Here is a 19,917-nt window from a genome sequence, read left to right on the forward strand (position 1 = left end):
AGGTTTAAACCATATTAACAAATATGAAAACATCCGTTCAGATAGGCTATGTTATGGGTATACCTATTCGGTTACATATTTCATTTCTGTTGATATTACCATTATTTGCAACCGTATTTTCAATTGCTCCTGAACCGTTCGGATATAGAAATGTGGAACCTCCTGTACAATATGTACTCGGTTTTATAACAGCCATACTTCTATTTACTTCTGTTGTACTTCATGAACTTGGACATTCATTTTTTGCAAAAAAATTCGGTGTCAAAATCAGCAATATAACCCTACATCTGTTCGGTGGAGTCTCATCAATGGAAGAAATACCAAGAGACCCCAGTGAAGAAGGGAAAATGGCATTTGCAGGACCTCTTGTTAGTTTCATCATCGGTGGAACTTTGTTACTGTTAAATTTTGGACTGTCATCCCTACTACCAGACTTTTCAGAAGGATTCCCATACCGTGTCTTTTTCATTATAGGTTCAATAAATATCGTTTTGGGAATGTTTAACCTAATACCGGCATTCCCCATGGACGGCGGACGTATCTTAAGATCATGGTTTGCAAGAAGGATGTCCTATATAAGAGCAACACAAAGAGCTGCATCAGTTGGTAAATTTTTTGCAGTTTTTATGGGACTGATAGGTCTGCTGATAAACCCCTGGCTTATATTGATTGCATTTTTTATATATATAGGTGCTTCACAGGAAGCCCAATCAACAACTGTTTCTGTCACATTGGAAAAATACACCGTGAAAGATATAATGACCACCGATGTAGAAACGGTTACTCCATCGATGAGTATACAGGAACTGCTTGATTTCATGTTTGAAAAAAAACATATGGGCTATCCTGTAATGGAAGGAAATAATTTAAAAGGTGTTGTTTCATTTACAGATGTGCGTAAAGTAATGCCTGAAGAACGGTCTGCAATGCATGTTTCCGATATTTTGACAAAGGATATCATATCAACAACATCGGATACAAATGCATCTGATGCTTTTAGACAGGTATCAAACAACAATGTAGGTAGACTTCTGGTTATTGATAACGGTGAACTAAAAGGCATAGTATCAAGAACAGACCTTATAAGAACACTGAGATTCATGGAAGAAGCTTCCTGATTTATTATACGATACCATTATTAATTTTGATAGTAGTCTTCAAAGGCGAGAATAGAATGGATGAAGAAATAAATTCAGAAAATAAAATCAACAATTCACAACCAGATTATACAATGTATAAATATCATACTACATCCCAGTCTTCAAGCATTGTTAAAGAAGAGGATGTAACTGAAAACAAAGATATGGGAGATGAAAACCATAATACTTCTGCCCCAGAAGACTCCAGCAAACCAACACAGATAAAAATTATCGGTACAGCACATGTATCACAAAAAAGTATTGACGAAGTTGTTGATTCTATAAAGCAAGAGAAACCCGATATAGTCGCAGTAGAACTTTGCAGAAGCCGATACGAAGGGTTAAAAGGTGAAGATAAATCCAATGAAGAGGTTTCTATAAAACAACTGATAGGTGAAGGTAAAATCTATTTCTTTCTGATGCAATGGCTACTTGCCTACATGCAGAAGAAAATCGGGAAAGAAATGGGTGTTAAACCCGGTTCTGAAATGATTAGTGCTATTGATGCAGCCGAAGAAATCGGTGCGGATATAGCCCTTGTTGACAGGGACATCCAGATCACCCTTCGTCGGTTCTGGAACAAAATGGGGTTCTTTGAAAAAATAAAGATGATAGGATCTCTTGTAGGTGGAATTGTTGGTGTTGGCGGAAAACAGATGCAAAATGTGGACATGGACAACATCACCAATCAGGATGTAGTCACAATGCTTGTAGAAGAGTTGCGAAAAATTGCACCTACAGCTGCAGAAGTCCTTATAGATGAGCGGGATGCCTATATTGCAGGCAGTCTTGTTAATGTTGCAGCAAACGCAGGTACTGGTAAAAAAATCATATCTGTGGTAGGTGCAGGGCACAAATCAGGTATCCAGAAGTATCTTTCACAGCCAGATACAATTCCATCTCTTAATGAACTGAATACCCTTCCAAAAAAAAGAAAATTTAGTATAACAAAAGCTTTTGGATTTGCAATTGTTGGTCTTGCTATTGCTACATTTTTGCTTATTATCCTGTCAGGAACACCTCTTGAGCTATTACTGATGGCTTTTGGTGGGTGGTTCCTGATAAACGGGACCCTGAGTGCCGGTGGTACATTTATCGCCCGAGGACATCCCTATTCAGTCTTTACTGCGTTTTCTACTGCATGGCTCACATCCCTTAACCCAATGATGGCAGCAGGATGGTTTGCAGGACTGATGGAAGCAAAACAGCGAAAACCCAGAAAACAGGATTTCAAGACAATAACCCAGATGGAAACAAAAGAACAAATGTTTAACAATAGACTTTTCAAGGTTGTTCTTGTAGCCGCACTTACCAATATCGGCAGTATGATAGGTACATTTCTGGGTGTATATGTGATGCTCCAGATTACAGGCATTGACCCAACAGAAGTAATCCATACTGGGCTGCGTAATATCGGGCTTTAAAAATAAAAAAGAGTTAAGTGGTTAAGTTTTAACCACCTATTACTTATTTTAAGATTTCTTTCAGGTAGAACTGGTGAGGTCCAAGGTCTCCACCGTAGTTTCCAGCACTGATTTTCTTAATTCCCGGTAATGTTACTGCCGCTTTGACACCTGTTTCTATGGCTTCACTGACAACATCAGTATCCAGTCCATTAATTACAATTTCGTACACAGCATTGACATCTTCAGGTATCATGCTGCTTTCTACTTTGTCTTTGATTGACGGGCAGTATTTTTCATTGGCAGTTGCTTTCAGGAATGTGTATTTGTTTGCACCGGGTTTGGAACCACTTGCAACTATACCACCAGGGAATGGTGTAATTGTTCCTTCTATTTTATTTATTGCTTCAACTGCTGATTGTGCTGCGTTAAGTGCAGACATCTGTGAATCTCCGAAGATGAAGAAATTACCACCCGCTACACCTTCAACTGCTCCTATGGACTCTTCTATAAGAAAATCACCTTCCATTATAGGTATGCTGTACATCTTTCTATCAAGTATCTGGGTTTCGGATTCCATTCCATCCCCAAAGAACTTGAGTTTATAACCGGTGTCGAATTGTTTTTTAGCTTCAGGGAGACCATTAAAAACCGCTGTTGTGGGTGCAGTCAGAACACATTGTCCAAGACGCTTGAGTACCTGATCTTCCAAGTCTTTATAACTGAAATTGCATATCTGGATATAATATCCTGGTCTGCCGTCAGGTGTTTCGTTCCAGTTTGCAAACCTCTCAATTCCTGCCTCTGCAGGACACATGATAACCGATGTCCCAAATCCTGTAGCTTCCTGTGCAGCAACCTTTGCCCAGTATTTAGTTGCGGCTGTTATCAATATTCTACTAACTTTTATAGGAAACGCTTCTGCGAATGTTTCTTCTACTTCTACTCCATTAACTTCCATAAAAACACCCCTTATATAGTACTATATTCTGGTATTGTATTTACATTATGTGTTACCTTACATATACTCTTCGAAATTTACCTAATTCAATGCTCTGTATATCAAAAGTCAGGATTTAAAGATAAAAATCTTGCATTTACTGCCACAATCACAGTGCTAAGCGACATAAGAATTGCGCCAGCAGCAGGAGACAGCAGAATTCCCTGATTGTATAATATGCCTGCTGCAAGAGGGATTGCAACTGCGTTGTATCCTGTCGCCCAGAAAAGGTTCTGTATCATTTTTTTGTACGTAGCTCTGGACAATCCCAATATGGACACCGCATCCATTGGATTACTCTTTACAAGGATGATATCTGCGGTTTCAACGGCTACATCTGTACCTGCACCTATGGCAATTCCCACATCAGCCTGTGCAAGCGCAGGAGCATCATTAACACCGTCACCCGTCATGGCTACGATATATCCTCTGGACTGGATTTCCTTGACCTTTTTTGACTTGTCCTGTGGAAGTACTTCAGAAAAATGTTCATCAAGACCTACTTCATTAGCCACCCAGCTGGCGACCTGTTCATTATCACCGGTGAGCATCATGCACCTGATACCCATACTTTTAATTTTTGAAACCGCTTCTTTTGATTCCGGTCTGATAATATCGGCAAGAGCTATCGCACCTGTTAATTCATCGTCCAGCAGGACATATACCACTGTTTTGCCCTGACTTCTCAATTTAGCTATATGTTTACTTTCAGGAATAGTTATACCGTTCTCATCCAGATATCCCGGGCTTACAACTTTAACATTTCTGCCTTCAATTTTACCTTCAGCACCTTTACCTGGTATTGATTGGAAGTTTTCTACATAAAAATACTCATCAGATGATGATACTATACCTTTTGCTATCGGATGTTCAGAATTGGATTCCAATGAAGCGGCGTATTTAAGAATCTGATTCTCATCCAAATCATTTGTAAAGGGTATTGTATCAGTAACTCCGAATTCACCCTTTGTAAGAGTTCCTGTTTTATCAAAAAGAATGGAATTGATGTTACGTGCATTTTCAAAGGCGGAACGGTCTCTTATTAATAATCCGTTTTTTGCACCAAGTGTGGATGAAATAGACACCACCAGTGGAATAGCAAGTCCCAGTGCATGAGGACAGGTTATCACCATTACAGTAACCGAACGTTCAAGTGAAAAAGCAAGGTCTGTGTTCATTACAATAATCCATAACGCGAAAGTTATAGCCCCTCCACTGAGTGCTATTATTGTCAGCCAGAGTGCAGCCTGGTTTGCAAGGTTTTGGGTTCTGGATTTGCTTTCCTGGGCTTCCTGTACAAGGTTAATCAACTGTGAAAGGAAGGAATCTTCTCCTGTCTTTTTAACCTCTACTTTAAGTGAGGCTTCCCCGTTTATAGAACCACCTATTACCTCATCACCTACACTTTTTGAAACGGGTCTGGACTCTCCAGTGAGCATGGATTCATCAAGAGAGGATTCACCTTCTACAATGTCTCCATCAGCAGGTATTTTTTCACCCGGTTTTACAAGTACTATATCTCCTTCCTGAATCTCTGTTAATGATACATCTTCCACACCACCATCTGATTTGACTCTGTGAGCTTCAGAAGGCATAAGTTTAACCAGTTCTTCCATTGAACGGGATGCACTGAGAACAGATTTCATTTCAATCCAGTGACCCAGAAGCATTACATCTATAAGTGATGCCAGTTCCCAGAAAAAGAACTTACCTTCCAGTCCAAAAACCACTGCACTGCTGTAGGCATAGGCAACCGTTATAGCCACCGCTATCAGCGTCATCATCCCAGGCTCTTTTTTATTCAGTTCATCTGCTATTCCTTTTAAAAAAGGGTAACCACCGTAAAAGAACACCACAGTTGACAGAACAAAGAGCAGGTACTGGTCACCTGTAAACCCTATATTAATACCCAGAAATTGCTGGATTAAAGGAGATAACAAAAAAATGGGGATGGTAAGGATGGTAGAAATGATAAACCTTTTTTTAAAATCCTCCATCATCATTGCATGATGGTTCTGATGAGCCCCATGATGCATCTTTTCATCATCCATATTTTCATCCTTTCTATTTAAATACCAAGTTTTTTACGATTGTTTTCAATATGTTCAAGCATCGAATTTACAGCTTTTGTTGTATCTGTCTCTACATCTACCATTCCACCGGTTATATCCTTACTCTCTTCTGTCAGGAGTTTAACAAGTCCTGGTGCTCCTGTAATAGTGGGTACAGGATTCACATGGGTGTATAAACCAAGAGCCACCGAATACATGGCATCAATTGTAGCTTTTTGTTCCATATATTCGGGAGCAGTGGCAACTACTGGAAGGTCAGGCATGGCTACATCACCAAGTGCTCCGGAAATTATACCCAGCAGGTCACCCAATCGTCCAGTATCCGTACATGTACCATAACTCAATACAGGCGGTATGTTCAATTTTTCACATAACTTTTTAAGTCCGAGACCTGCAAATTTTTGTGCATCTGTACTGCAGAGACCTCCTACTTGCATTGCTCCGTTACCACAGCCCATTGAAAGAACAAGCACATCATTTTTGATTAATTCTTTAGCAACATCTATACTGTGCATATCATGACCGTAATCTCTCAGTGTTGTACAGGATACAAGACCTGCAACTCCCCTGATAGTCCCATCCTTAATAGCATCCAGCAAGGGCTCAACACTTCCTCCAAGTGTATCTAAAATACTTTCTGTAGAAAAGCCTACTACTGCTTCATTCATCGGCAAATCGGTTATAGGCTTAGTATTTTCCCTGCGGTTTTTGAAGTTGTCAACTGCCATCTGTAAAAGCTGGTTAGCCTGGTTTTCAGCCTCTTCAGGAATATAATTAATACGTTCATTAATACCTTCAAATGATACCAAATCACTTACCGGTACAAGTCTTACATTGTATTTTTCCGCATATTTTGGGTCTATTGGCATGGAACAGTTCATGTCGGATACAAACACATCAACACTGCCAGTTGCAAGAACTGCTTCCTGCATAATCCAGTTACCAGTAAACCCATAGAATACATCATCCATGTCCCATCTCTGAATCATTTCCTGACCGGTTTCAATATTGGCAATGATTCTTAAACCTTTAGCACCAACTTCTTTTGCTTTATCCTGCCATTCTTGTTTTCTTGCCTGTTGTACCAGTGCAAATCCGAGGAACGGTTCATGTCCGTTGGGCAAGACATTTACGTAATCAGGATCAAGAACGCCAAGGTCAACACGCATGTTGTGAGGTTTTGGAACACCATATATAACATCCTGACAGTATTCATTGACGATTTGGCTCTGATAAGCCATTGCAAGTCCGAGTTTCATCGCTTTAAAAGTAAGACTTTCATAATCTCCATCCACATTTGTAAGGCATGAACTGGTTGCCCTCATCATCTCACTGTGGATACCGTCAGGATATATTCCCAATATATCCCACGTATCCTGACGCTCTTTTGGGGAAAGTTTTTCCACTATCTTGCTGGGTTTTCCATATTCCCTGTTGAAATCGGACTCTACAAAATCACAGAGGTTAATTGCGATATCACTTGTTGAACCCGATGTATCAACACCCAATCTTTCAGCAAATGTTTTCAGTTTCTCAGGTTCTTTAATTTCAAACGGTGTTTTACCCAGTGCCGTTGATCTTAATGTTTTGATTGTTTGTTCGGTATGATACTGATAGGTGGATGCCCCCATGACATTCCTTAACAACATCATCCGCATTGCCATTCCGTCTGCTGTTATCCCACAAACTCCTCTTTTATCCTTGGATGCGTCTGCACGGCACGGGCCATTTGAACATAGGTCACATCTTATTCCTTTCTGGCAGAATGGACATCTTCTATCAGGGTCTCCTCCCATCCCCTGTGCTTCATATCTGTCCCAGATATTGTCCATACCATCTTCTTTTATTCTGTTATATACTTTTAATACCGAATCATGATAAGAAATTCTGTCTTTTTCCATAAAACCCCCTCTTGATTATAACCTGGGTTAAGGACACCATCAACAAAAAATTTTCATGTTGACGATGTTAACTCCCCTCTAAATAATGTATTAGCTGAGTTAATATAGTTTTTTATCATTCAAATATCCCTGTTAGTATGAAACCTATCTTAGTCAGGGTCATCTATATAATAGATACTTTAAGGTTTTCTGGAGAACGTTTTTTCTATTGGATAACTAAAGTATTACAACAAGATTTAAACACTGCTGGATGGACAAAGTGTATTTACTACACAATTTTCACATTCAGGATTTTTCGCATGACATATTTTGCGCCCGTGATGGATTAATGTCAGTGAGAACGCATCCCAGTCTTTTTTATCTGCAAGTTTCATTAAATCCTGTTCGATTTTTTCTGGTGTTTTATTTTGAGTTAAACCAAGCCTTTGAGACAGACGTTTTACATGAGTATCAACAGCAATTCCTTCGTACACACCAAAACCCCTTGACAGTATGATGTTGGCAGTTTTCCTTCCGACACCCGGAAGTTCCAGCATATCATTCATATTGTCAGGTACTTTTGAGTCAAAAAGGGATTTAATCATCTGGGCGCATTTTTTGATATTTTTGGCTTTGTTCTTATAAAATCCGGTAGAATAGATATCTTTTTCCAGTTCTTTTATATCGGCTTCTGCAAGGTCATTCACATAAGGATACTTTTTAAACAAATGCTCTGTTACCCTATTTACCTGTGTGTCCGTTGCCTGTGCTGAAAGTATAGTTGCTATTAATAACTGAAAAGGATTATTGAAACGTAATGCAGGCTCAGTATTGGGATATTCCTTCTGTAGCAATGACCATATTTTTTCAAAGTTATTAGTATTATCCTCTGGCATAATTTAACCAAGTTTGGAAAAGAAAAAAGAATTTGGGTTATTGCAACCCAAAATGTTTGATATTGAAATTGGCAGTTTCCTGAATCTTTTTAATTTCTTCATCTCCACCTTCTTTGGTGAAAAGATGTTTGAATCTGCGCTGTAGTTTCAAATATTCTTCTACAGGTTTTGGGTTTTTGACCTTTCTAACTTGGGTTATCTCACCGTTTTCCATCTCGTACATAGGCCAGAGTGCTGTCTGTACTGCCAGTTTACCGACTTCTACCGTCTTTGAAGTGTCAAACCCCCAACCTGTTGTACATGGTGCATGTGCATGTATATAAGTCGGCCCTTCAATATCAGCTGCCTTTTTGGCTTTTTTCATCAAATCCTTGGGATAAGCAAGTGATGCTGTTGCTACATAAGGTGAACCGTGTGCCGCCATTATCTCGGGCATATTCTTTTTCGGGAGTTCGTTTCCGAAGGATTCCTTGCCCGCCGGGCTGGTAGTGGTTGATGCATCATAGGGTGTTGCTCCACTTCGCTGTACACCTGTATTCATGTAAGCTTCATTATCCATACAAATATAGGTAATATCATGCCCTCGTTCGAATGCACCAGAGATTGAACGCATACCTATATCTACAGTACCTCCATCTCCTGCTATAACCACGAATTTTGTATCATCATCCTTGTTCATGGCTTTCCAAGCTGATTCAATACCTGATGCTACAGCGCCTGCATTTTCAAAGAGGGAGTGTATCCACGGTACGTTCCATGACGAATCAGGGTAAGGAGTGGTCATCACCTCAAGACAACCTGTAGGGGTGGACACTATACAATTTTCACCGATTCCTCTCAGTACAAATTTTGAAATCATTGCATCACAGCAACCAGGACATCCACTGTGTCCTGAACAGAACAAACTTTCTTTCATATCAAATCCTCCCTTAGGTCAGTAAACTGACTTTCAGTAGAAATACCTGAATTTATTACTTCTTTTGCCTCGTCAACTATATTTTCGATAGTATCTTCGGGTATATCTCGCCCACCAAGACCAATCATATATCCTATTACAGGCACGTTAATATCAGAGTTGTACATACATGCCTTGGTTTCTGTACAGAGTGCTCCTTCATTAACACCGGGTGAAATGTTTTTATCAAGTGTTATAACAACACTGGAATCTTTTACTACTTCTTTTATAGCATCCTTCGGGAAAGGTCTTAATGCTCTTACTTTCAATAATCCTACTTTCACGCCATTTTCACGGAGGTTGTCGATTACATCCCTGATTGTACCTATTATAGAACCTTTTGCCATTATTATGATGTCAGCATCATCTGTTTTATATTCGTCAATAAGACCTCCGTAATACCTGCCAAATACATCATAAAAATCATCTGCAGCTTTTTCTATTTTGTCAAGTGCTGCTGACATTGCCTGTTCCTGAGCATATCTGAACTCGGTATAGCTTGCAGGTGGTGCAAAAGCACCAAATGTTTTCGGATCTTTCGGGTCAAGTTTGTATTTAGGATCAAACGGCAGGAGATAGTCATCTATCAGGTCTTCTTCAAGCAAAACCACCGGTTCATATACGTGAGAGAGAAGGAAACCGTCCATGCAGACCATTACAGGAAGCATCACATCAGGGTCTTCCCCTACTTTATAAGCCTGTGCTACCATATCTGCCGCTTCCTGAACATCTTCAGCATAAAGCTGTATCCATCCAGAATCCCTTTCTGATACAGAATCCTGCTGGTCATTCCAAATATTAATAGGTGCACTCAATGCACGGTTTACCACTGTAACCACAATCGGCAACCTCATACCTGAGGCATTGAACAGTACCTCATGCATGAGTGCAAGACCTTGGGATGTTGTTGATGAATAAGTTCTTGCACCTGTAGCAGATGAACCTACAAGAGTTGATAATGCAGAAAATTCTGATTCTACATTGATATAATCACAGTTTTCTATTTCTCCATCTGCTATAAACTGTGAAAGTTCCTCTACAATATGGGTCTGTGGAGTTATCGGGTAAGCTGATATCACGTTGGGTTTACATACTTTGGTTGCATGTGCAACCGCGTATGACCCTTCTACAACTGTCATCATATCTTTTGTGATGTTTCGAAGTTCAACCATTTATTTCTCCTCCAAAACCATCTCAATTGCTGAAACCGGACATTCGTTTGCACAGACTCCGCACCCTTTGCAGTAATCATAATTATATTCAAAAAATCCATCTTCTCTGGGATCAATCGCTTCATCTGGACATAAAAGTTCGCAGAGCTTACATTTGATACATTTATCATATAGGAAAACTGGTTTATAGTTTCTCCAACCGCCTGTTTTGTTATTTTTAGTAGTGCCGGGTTCACAGACACCGCCTGCAGAAATTGTCATTATTTATTGCCCTCCCTTATCATATCGTAGGCTTTCTGTACTGCTTCAGCGTTCTTGTCCCCTATCTTTCCAGGGAATCTCTCTTTAACAGCTTCTTTAATTGATTCAGGGTTTATTTCATCAGTTGCTCCTGCAAAAGCCCCCAGAAGTATTGTATTTACAATCGGACGACCGATGACATCCAGTGCGATTTTTGTAGCATCGACTGTCATTATTTTGGCATCTGTATCAAGATTGAAATCTTCAGGGTTAAAATCGCTGTTTATTATTACAATTCCGTTTTCATCCATACCATGTGCAACATCGACTATGTCGATAAGCGTAGGGTCCTGGACTATAACATAATCCGGTTCATATATCTGGCTTCTCAATCTTATGGGTTTATCCCCAATTCTGGTAAACGCCTGTACTGGTGCACCTCTACGCTCTACTCCAAAAGATGGAAACGCCTGGCTAAATTTACCATCACTGAAAGCTGCTATTGCAAGCAATTCAGCAGCAGTAACGGATCCTTGTCCTCCTCGGCCGTGTACTCGTATCTCTTTCATTTATATTCTCCATTACCATGTGTGGAAATAGTAGATAATTTTGATATTGCAGGCAAATATTAATATATAAATACTATTTTTGCCTCATAACCGATTAATATTTAAAATCACTACTTTTAACATTGTTAATTCCTATATTAATTAAGAATGTTGCCATAATTGCAATGTTTAATTGTGTAAAATCATATTTAATCTTTTGGTGGATAATAAAAGGTAACGCTAAATAACACGATTAAAAAATAAAGTTAATTAGTATTTTTGATACAGGAAATTATTCAGATATATCCAGGTATGTGTCCTGGGGTCCCAAATGCCCTCAGGTTTTCCAGATTTTTTTGATACTCTTCAATAGCATTCAAAATATCCTGAGTGGTAATGGGTTCTGCGAGGTTTTTTACCTCATTTTTGGTAGGTTTTTCTGAAAGCTTGTCTCTAAGTGTACTTATCTTTTTCTTTATACACAGGTCAACTACACCCTTAACATCTGCACCACTGAAACCCTCGCTTTTTGATGCTATCTTTTCAAAATCTATATTTTTCTCTGGTTTTTTACCTTCCAGATGGATGCTGTAGATTTGTTTTAAAGCTTCCATATCAGGCAGTGGGACACGTACCTTTTTATCGAACCTTCCAGGACGCATAAACGCACTGTCAATACTTTCAGGTCTGTTTGTCGCCCCCATTAATATGACATCATCAGAACTTTTTATACCATCCATTTCATCCAGCAGGGTTGATACTATCCTCTGTGTTGCCTCATGCGAACCTTCTCTTGCAGGTGTTATGGAATCGATTTCATCTATAAACAATATTGTATGAGGTCTTGACCTTGCTACTTCAAACATTTCTTTGATGTTTTGCTCGGCTTCACCATACCATTTGGATACTATATCAGAACCATGCACATGAATAAAAGGCGTTTCAAGTTCTGTAGCAACTGCCTTTGCAAGTAGGGTTTTACCAGTACCCGGTGAACCATAAAGCAGTATCCCATGAGGATGTTCAGCCTGGTATTCCTCAAATACATAGGGATACTTGATACCATAGGCTACCATATCCAGCTCCTTTTTGGCTTCTTCACACCCACCGATATCATCAAACTTGACATTTAGCTGTTCAGGTGATATGGTTTCAAATTTTTCAGATTCACTTCCTTTTTCTTCAGCCATTCTGTCATTAGATTCGTTGTAATAATAGGTTCTAAGTGTTGGTTGCGGTTTGAGGCTAAAATCAATATATTCCTCGGATACATCATAGACTGTATTAATGTAATCCTCAAGTATTTCAAAAAACGGTGGGATATTATCCTTCAGCATTTCAAGATTGAGATTGTTTGTAGTTGAAAGATAGGCTGAACGTTTTATATCTGTAAGAAAAGAAAGAGTGTACAAGTTGGAACCGTAAAACAGTTTGTAATCCTTGTCAAAACCAGTTATACTGTATTTTTCCTGATAATTTTCCAGAAAACTTTGCCATATTTTTTCAGATTCTGTATCCCCTCCAAGGTCTATTCGTGTCCCTATTGAATACAGGGTATCTGTTTCTTGATGAGGTATTATATCTACTGATGATATATGATCCACTCCATAATCCTCTCTCATGTTAAGGGAAGATGTAAGTCTTACTGGTTCTTTTTTTGTCAATGAATTAAAAATAACTCGGTAATCTTTGTTAGTAAAATCTTCAAGATTTACCTTAAAATCTGCCATAATTAAATGTTGTATTTTTAAACTTATAAACCTTCTGCCCGGTATTTATTTTTATTATAAGTACAATTTTTAACGCAGAAATATATTTATAAACCTCTCATATTCGTTCTGTTAAATCCAAATACCTATAACATTTATTTGTTCAGAACGATTATATCATATATAAAAAACAATACAGGATACAATCATGAAAATTATAGCTTTTGTAGGAATGCCAGCGTCTGGAAAATCTGAAGCATCATCTGTTGTGGAAAAACTGGGTATTAAGGTCGTCAACATGGGTGATGTCATCAGAGAAGAAGTAGAAAGAATGTCATTGGAACCAACTGATGCTAATATCGGTGGTGTTGCCAACCAGCTTAGAAACGAAGAGGGATTTGATGTAGTTGCAAAAAGAAGTGTTCCAAAAATAATGAAACTCTCTGAAGACCTGATAGCTATTGATGGTATCCGCGGGATTGCTGAAGTTGAAAGGTTTAAAAAAGAGTTTGGTGAGAAATTTACACTGGTATCTATTGATTCACCTCTTGAAATACGTTTTAAACGCGTTCAAAAACGCAAACGAAGCGATGATATGGCTGATATTAATGAATTAAAAGAACGGGATGAAAGAGAACTCAGATGGGGGATGGACAAAGCAATGGAAATTGCAGATATTGTTATAGAAAATACAGGTACACTTGATGAGTTCAGAAATAAAATAGAATCCCTTGTAGAATATCTCATGGTCGAGGTGGAAGTCTCTGCGGTTGTCAATCCTACTGAAAATGAGAATTATGTAGCAAATACCATAAAAAACATTTTTGGTGACATCGAACTTGAAACACTGGACACCGCACAGCAGCACAAAAAACGGTTATCAGGTACTGGTGATGTTGAAACTCTGAAAAATCTGCATGAAATGTTTAGAAAAGAAAAAATACTGGATACAGGAAGAATGCAACTGGAAGAAGGGCTTTCAATCGATGGTTTATACACTCATTTTATTATTAACAAACAGGTGGCATCAGTAGGCAGGATGAACTTTCCGGCAGATGAGGAACCATTGGGATCTATACATGTTACCATTACCACCAGTTCAAAAGATGAAATGGAGAATATCTTTGACTGGTTGACACCCCCTACTGAAGAGGGAAAACCCAAATTTGAAATGGAAATAAGGCAATTCTAAATTATGAACATCAAAAGACTTAGTTTTTCATCCCATTCAGTAGTCGATAATCCATTCAACTGGGTTTATGGACTGGAAGATTATGGATATACCGGATGGGAAATTGTACAGGAAGGTTCCCAGAAATTGGATAATGATTCACTAAAAAATGTCAGAGAACTGCATGAGACCACTAATCTGGATATAACCATTCACCTTCCATTTTCAGACCTGAACCTTTCCAGTTTAAATCCCGGAATACATAGAGAAGTTCTGAACCAGATGAGATATAATCTGGAAATTGCATCCGAATTTGCAGACCTTGCAGTCATTCATCCGGGATATAAGTCCCCTCATGGTGCACAGGTTCCGGAAAAAGCCTGGAATAAAACTGTCGAATCTCTGCAAAAAATCTGTGATTATGCTGATGACTACAATATGCAGATTGCAGTTGAAAATATGCCAAACATTCCTCATATATTTGGTAAAGAGCCCCAGGAAATGATAGATATCATAAAATCGGTAAACAAAGATAATCTGGGTATTACCTTTGATATTGGGCATGCAAACACATTGAGCATGGTGGATGATTTTTTGAATGAATGTAAAAACTGGATTACACATATCCACATCCATGATAATAACGGTAAAAAAGACGAACATCTACCAGTAGGTTCTGGTGATATCAACTGGAAAAAGGTATTAGAGAATTTATCGAATTATAAAGGAAGATATGTTACAGAATTAAGAACTCTTGAAGATGGAAAAAAGAGTTTGGAAAACATTAAAAGTATTTAACTTGTTTATTTTAAAAAAATACCAGCGGGCCGGAAGGGATTTGAACCCTTGACCTATAGATTAAGAGTCTATCGCTCTGCCTGACTAAGCTACCGGCCCATAATCGGCAAAGCCGGTGTTTATATCGTATTGTGGTTATATATACATTTCGGATGGTAAATTTATTTAGTGCTTAACCACACACTTTGATAACCCAATAATCTCTACTATATCACTGTTATCCGGACTGTAGACTATCATCTGGCCCTTTTTAAGATAGGGGATTCGTTTTTCATATTCATTGGGCACGTTTAAAGCGTTGATAGCATTGTCATTTGTCAGGTTGAGTATTATTCTGGTGTTTATCTGTTTGAACACCGTATCATCTATATCCTGTGGATCCTGAGTAATCAGGAACAATCCAAGTCCTTCCTTCCTACCCTGACGTGCAGCATCTGCAAATTTTGAAATGATTCGCCTTGAGTGTTCACCTGATGCCTTTGCGAGATAGCGGTGTGCTTCATCCAGTCCAAGAACTATAGGAGTTTTCCTTACAGCCTCATCTCCCGAGGTGCTTAATTTATTATCCACAATTGTGGTCATAAGGGTTAGTACAATCAGGTCGCGTATAAGTGGTGAATTGATGTATTCTGTAGGAAACACACTAACCTGACCGGGTTTGAAAACCTCATCAAGGATATCAGTGATAGGTCGAGCATCCTGATCAAATACTTTTTCAAAAGCCCGGTTTTTAACTCTTCTTACAATCCCATCGTATGAGGATTCATGGATTTTACCGCTATCTACATAAGTTGACCTTGTTGCCTCGTCTTCAATATAATCAAGGAATCCGCGGTAGGTATGTTCACCACTCTTTTTGAAATAATCCTCAAGAAGAATATCAAGAGCAAGATACTGGAGTTCAGTAAGACCTGCCGCTGCAATAAGCCATGAATTGTTTTTCACAAGTTCAAAGGGGATGGTAAATTCTACCTGCTGGGCTCTGGATTTGCCATTGTACGAGTATCCATCCACTTTTGCAACAAAAGTTCTTGTATTAGACCATGAACCATATTCAACATTTTCAGAATTGAAACTGTATTCATCCTGTGTATTTATTTCCGGATTTTCCTCATACACCTGGGAATATTCATCCTGTGGGTCCATTATTACAACACAGGGGTTTTTCCACCTGTTCTCATCACTTCGCAGAACATATCGATTATCATCGCTCAGGAATTGGCGAAGAATGTTTTTTGTCATAAAAGTCTTACCTGTTCCTGTACTTCCACAGACAAGCATATGCCTAAAAATAAGTGGATCTCCCATGGAATAATCATTTCTAAGGTAATAAGGTACAGTAGGTGGTTCAGCTCTGGTTTTTACAAGTTCCCCTCCTACACTAAGATGTCCCAAGAATATACCCTCTTTCGGAATATTTAATCCGGTCTGGATTTTGATTTTATCATCAACAGGAAGAATTGAGGTGTTGGGTTTGGGAATCCTGTCACTCATACGGCGTGTAAGCTGTTCACCATTTCCTCCGGGTTCATTGTACAGTATACATATAGGGTCAAGAAATGCCAGAAATTTGTAATCCTCTTCATCTGTAGTGTTGGATTTTAACATTCTTCGGGAATGTATCTCTGTTGCATCATCAACTTCAAATTCCTGGATATAGCGCAACTTCCATATTCTTGCAAAAAGATCTTCATCCCCATAGGGCACAAGGACATAGGTTCCAAGACGTACATCCTGCCTTCTGGTTGTTGTTATATACCCTGTAAGAGTTGCATCAGATTCAGTAATTTCCACTGGCTCTATACCAGTTGTTACAATACCATAAGCGTGGTCTGTATCATTAGTATCTACATCTGGTACTTTATATTCCTCAAAATCAAAATCATCGGATTGCTGCGTTTCTTTATTATCGGTCTCATTTTCTTCTTCAGAATCAAATTGTTCTGATGAGAAAGAAAGGATATCCCTGTCTTCAGACATCGGTTTCACTCCAGCGTATATCGTTATATGAGGTGTCAATTCCAGCATTGAACTGTTGTTTTATATATTCACGTTCAGATTTGCGTATTTTTGCTATTGAATCAGCCTTGGATAATGTTTTGGGTATTCCGTTTATAGAAATATCATAGAGGACTTTTCGTTTTATCATGTCTCTTATATTTGCATTTTTGGTAAGTCCATACGGCGATTCAATTTTGAAGATGACATCCATCCAGGGTACATATACCATAAAAAAGGTTAATGAATAATCATCTGCAGGATATTCATGTTCAAGTGTATCCTCTACCAAAGGAGATGTTGTGTTAAGCATTCGCTCGTAGAATTTGTTGGGTTGAATGAACCAGTTAGTATAGGTAATATTTTTATTTTCATCTGCCTCATCATTTTTTAATGAAAGAAGGTTTTTGAAAAACTGGGCATCCATCGTCCAAGGAATACCCCTTATACCGTTTTGTTTCATCGCCTGAATAACCTGAACGTCCTCTGGATTTTTAACAAATCCAATCAGTGGTTTCTGTTTTTTTATATGTTCGTCCATTATGTCAATATAATTTTGAAGTATAGTCTTTGTATGCGGATCATATTGAATCTGGATATCTTCGGATTCCACTACCATCCAGTACATAAGTCGTTTTGGATAGACTGGACCATCCATTATCAATACACCATTATCATCCAGCCCATCAAGCATCCAGTTTATATGTTCAGATTCTGCCAGATAGAGTGCTATATCATGTACCATACGACCAATTCTTTTGTTCAAAAGCCCCGGCTGGATACGTATGATATTTTTACGCCCTGAACCACCATCAAATTCCTCCCATCCCTGTGTAGTTTTTATGGTTACAGTTTCACTGGGATTATAGGTAGCGGCTACAATTGTACGTTTCATATGTAAATCAAGATTAGTAGGTGTAGATGCCAGTGCACAATGACAGAAATCTACAAATAGTCCGCTATCAAATGGAATTGGATTGGTACTGCCGCTGTCACATGCATAGGTTATATTAAATGGATCACTGGATTGAGCTATGGACTCCACATTGACTTTACCACGGTACAGTTTTTCCATTGATTTGAGTACTATATTGCCTTTATATTTTAATTCCTGAAGATAACTAAAAATATCGGTTGTTATTTCGGATTCATCTTCATCTTCTAAAGAAACATCAATATTAGATGCAATCTGGGATATCTCTTTTATATGAACTGGTTCTAAGGTCATGGTTTATAATTGGGATTAATGGATTTAATATATAAATAACTGTAACTTTTATTTTTATAATTCTTTCTATTGATAATAATCAGTATTATTTGTTTTCAATACCAGTCATATATCCAAAGGATAATTACCCCACCAGTTGTATATTATCCAGCCTGATTAAAAAGTTAAATTAAAAAATGTAAATTATATTTTTAAAACTGCTTATATAAGAAAACCTATATCTACAAATTTAGAGGTTATATCTCAAAATTTAAATATTTTTACAATATGCACAAAAAGCATCGAGGTTTTCATTATGGAAAGCTATCAAACATTTCTTATTATGCTTGCTGTTTATCTGGCAGCACTTGTATCGATAGGATGGTATTTTACAAAAAGACAAAAGTCCATAACGGATTTCTGGCTTGCCGGCAGAAACATAGGGTCAATAGGAGTAGGATTTTCTGCTGCTGCATCATGGCTCACAGCTGGAGCTTTACTTTCTGTTATAGGACTTTATCTGTTAAATGGTATGGGTTCGATATGGGGATTTGTTGTACCCAATATCCTCGCTCTTTTAATAATTGCAATCCTTGTCAGCAGAATCAAACATCTTCCCGCCATTACCCAACCGGAACTGCTTGAACAACGATACAGCAGTGCTATACGTGCCCCTGTGGCTGTCATTATTACAATTGTAATGATTCTTTTTGCAGTTGCTGACATCAAAGGGTTTGCCCTTGTTCTGGAAGTTTTCTTTGGTTTAAGCCCTATTTATGCAGCCGCCATTGTCGCAATTGCTGTATCAATATATGTCACCCTCGGTGGGCTTTCTGCTGTTGTATGGACAGATGTCCTTCAGTTTACATTTCTATCACTATTTGTTATATCCATGGCTATTGTCACCGTCGGAGCTGCCAGTTCAGGTGCATTTGAAGCATCTTCTGCAATGACAGTATCAGACGTCTTTGGTAATGTTAATTCATCCTGGTGGAATCCTTTCTCTGTGGGTATACCATTTGCACTTATATTCCTGATTGCAATAATACCCGGATGGATAACCGAACAGGATCCATGGCAGAGAGTCTGGGCTGCAAAAGATAGGAAATCAGCAAGGTTTGGAATGACACTTGGAGCGTTCCTTATTACTGTTGTATTTGCTGCCTGTGCCGTTATCGCACTGGGGCTGAATTCACTCTATCCAGGAATTGATGCAGCCGGTTTTCCTGCAGGAATGGCAAGAGCAGAAACCGCTCTTTTGCAGTTTATAAACAGTTCATTTTCAACTTTTGTAGTTGGGCTCAGTGCAATAGGGCTTGCTGCCGCTGCCATGTCATGTACCGATACCTTTGCAACCTCTGGGGCTTCCTGTGTATCCCGCGATATTTACCAGAGATTTATAAAACCCGATGCAACAATGAAACAGATGCGTGTTGTTAACAGAATAAGTGTACTGTTTATTGTTGCATCTGCAACTATAATATCGTTTTATATTACAAGTATCCTTGATGCTATACATATTGCAACATATATCGCAAGCGCATCCTATTTCTTCCCGTTAATGGGAGGAATTTACTGGAAAAGAGCAACAAAAGAAGGTGCTATTGCAGGTCTCATTGTGGGAGCTATAGCCCAGATTACACTCACTGTGATAGACCTTGCAAACACTGGTTCTATGGCTCAGCCGTATCTTCAAACCATACATCCGATTCTTAGAAGCCATGGTGTA

General features: G+C 38.6%; 16 protein-coding genes and 1 tRNA gene. 5 read left to right on the forward strand and 12 right to left on the reverse strand.

What is annotated here, in order from left to right; genetic code table 11:
- Positions 1 to 23 precede the first annotated feature (23 nt).
- Positions 24 to 1,118, forward strand: coding sequence for a CBS domain-containing protein (locus QZ276_RS02805; protein ID WP_292485084.1), 1,095 nt, complete (start codon positions 24 to 26; stop codon positions 1,116 to 1,118).
- 56 nt (positions 1,119 to 1,174) lie between these two features.
- A complete protein-coding gene (locus QZ276_RS02810) occupies positions 1,175 to 2,563 on the forward strand; it encodes a TraB/GumN family protein (protein WP_292485086.1) in 1,389 nt (462 codons plus the stop codon).
- Positions 2,564 to 2,606: 43 nt separating this feature from the next.
- Here QZ276_RS02810 and fhcD read toward each other — a convergent pair whose 3' ends face one another.
- From fhcD to QZ276_RS02855, 9 genes are all read right to left on the reverse strand, one after another.
- Positions 2,607 to 3,503 (reverse strand): formylmethanofuran--tetrahydromethanopterin N-formyltransferase, encoded by an 897-nt coding sequence (gene fhcD / locus QZ276_RS02815; protein ID WP_292485088.1) that lies wholly within the window; start codon positions 3,501 to 3,503, stop codon positions 2,607 to 2,609.
- Between the two features lie 101 nt (positions 3,504 to 3,604).
- Positions 3,605 to 5,593 (reverse strand): heavy metal translocating P-type ATPase, encoded by a 1,989-nt coding sequence (locus QZ276_RS02820; protein WP_292485090.1) that lies wholly within the window; start codon positions 5,591 to 5,593, stop codon positions 3,605 to 3,607.
- A gap of 17 nt (positions 5,594 to 5,610) precedes the next feature.
- Positions 5,611 to 7,515: an anaerobic carbon-monoxide dehydrogenase catalytic subunit gene (gene cooS / locus QZ276_RS02825; RefSeq protein ID WP_292485091.1), complete on the reverse strand. Its 1,905-nt coding sequence runs from the start codon at positions 7,513 to 7,515 to the stop codon at positions 5,611 to 5,613.
- A gap of 236 nt (positions 7,516 to 7,751) precedes the next feature.
- Entirely contained in the window at positions 7,752 to 8,390 is a 639-nt protein-coding gene (gene nth, locus QZ276_RS02830) for an endonuclease III (protein WP_292485093.1), read from the reverse strand.
- A gap of 37 nt (positions 8,391 to 8,427) precedes the next feature.
- Complete coding sequence (gene porB, locus QZ276_RS02835) at positions 8,428 to 9,306, reverse strand: pyruvate synthase subunit PorB (RefSeq protein ID WP_292485094.1); 879 nt, start codon at positions 9,304 to 9,306, stop codon at positions 8,428 to 8,430.
- Complete coding sequence (porA, locus tag QZ276_RS02840) at positions 9,303 to 10,517, reverse strand: pyruvate synthase subunit PorA (RefSeq protein ID WP_292485095.1); 1,215 nt, start codon at positions 10,515 to 10,517, stop codon at positions 9,303 to 9,305. The genes porB and porA overlap by 4 nt, the downstream gene beginning before the upstream one ends.
- A complete protein-coding gene (porD, locus tag QZ276_RS02845) occupies positions 10,518 to 10,778 on the reverse strand; it encodes a pyruvate synthase subunit PorD (RefSeq protein WP_292485097.1) in 261 nt (86 codons plus the stop codon).
- Positions 10,778 to 11,326, reverse strand: coding sequence for a pyruvate ferredoxin oxidoreductase subunit gamma (locus QZ276_RS02850; RefSeq protein ID WP_292485099.1), 549 nt, complete (start codon positions 11,324 to 11,326; stop codon positions 10,778 to 10,780). The genes porD and QZ276_RS02850 overlap by 1 nt, the downstream gene beginning before the upstream one ends.
- A gap of 275 nt (positions 11,327 to 11,601) precedes the next feature.
- Positions 11,602 to 13,035, reverse strand: a complete 1,434-nt coding sequence (locus tag QZ276_RS02855; RefSeq protein WP_292485101.1) for a 26S protease regulatory subunit — start codon at positions 13,033 to 13,035, stop codon at positions 11,602 to 11,604.
- A gap of 187 nt (positions 13,036 to 13,222) precedes the next feature.
- Between QZ276_RS02855 and QZ276_RS11450 the strand changes: the two genes are divergently transcribed.
- Positions 13,223 to 14,206, forward strand: coding sequence for an AAA family ATPase (locus QZ276_RS11450; RefSeq protein WP_342765694.1), 984 nt, complete (start codon positions 13,223 to 13,225; stop codon positions 14,204 to 14,206).
- Positions 14,207 to 14,209: 3 nt separating this feature from the next.
- A complete protein-coding gene (locus tag QZ276_RS02870; RefSeq protein WP_292485103.1) occupies positions 14,210 to 14,983 on the forward strand; it encodes a sugar phosphate isomerase/epimerase in 774 nt (257 codons plus the stop codon).
- Between the two features lie 25 nt (positions 14,984 to 15,008).
- On the opposite strand, the gene QZ276_RS02875 is transcribed toward QZ276_RS02870, so the two are convergent.
- From QZ276_RS02875 to QZ276_RS02885, 3 genes are all read right to left on the reverse strand, one after another.
- A tRNA-Lys gene (locus QZ276_RS02875) sits at positions 15,009 to 15,082 on the reverse strand.
- 66 nt (positions 15,083 to 15,148) lie between these two features.
- Positions 15,149 to 16,963, reverse strand: coding sequence for an ATP-binding protein (locus QZ276_RS02880; protein WP_292485105.1), 1,815 nt, complete (start codon positions 16,961 to 16,963; stop codon positions 15,149 to 15,151).
- Positions 16,956 to 18,209 (reverse strand): DNA double-strand break repair nuclease NurA, encoded by a 1,254-nt coding sequence (locus tag QZ276_RS02885; protein WP_292485108.1) that lies wholly within the window; start codon positions 18,207 to 18,209, stop codon positions 16,956 to 16,958. The genes QZ276_RS02880 and QZ276_RS02885 overlap by 8 nt, the downstream gene beginning before the upstream one ends.
- A gap of 295 nt (positions 18,210 to 18,504) precedes the next feature.
- Here QZ276_RS02885 and QZ276_RS02890 point away from each other — a divergent pair.
- Positions 18,505 to 19,917 (forward strand): sodium:solute symporter (locus QZ276_RS02890; protein ID WP_292485109.1); only part of this gene is annotated, 1,413 nt, incomplete at its 3' end.

The sequence above is a fragment of the Methanohalobium sp. genome, from assembly GCF_018609725.1.
Taxonomy (GTDB): Archaea; Halobacteriota; Methanosarcinia; order Methanosarcinales; family Methanosarcinaceae; genus Methanohalobium.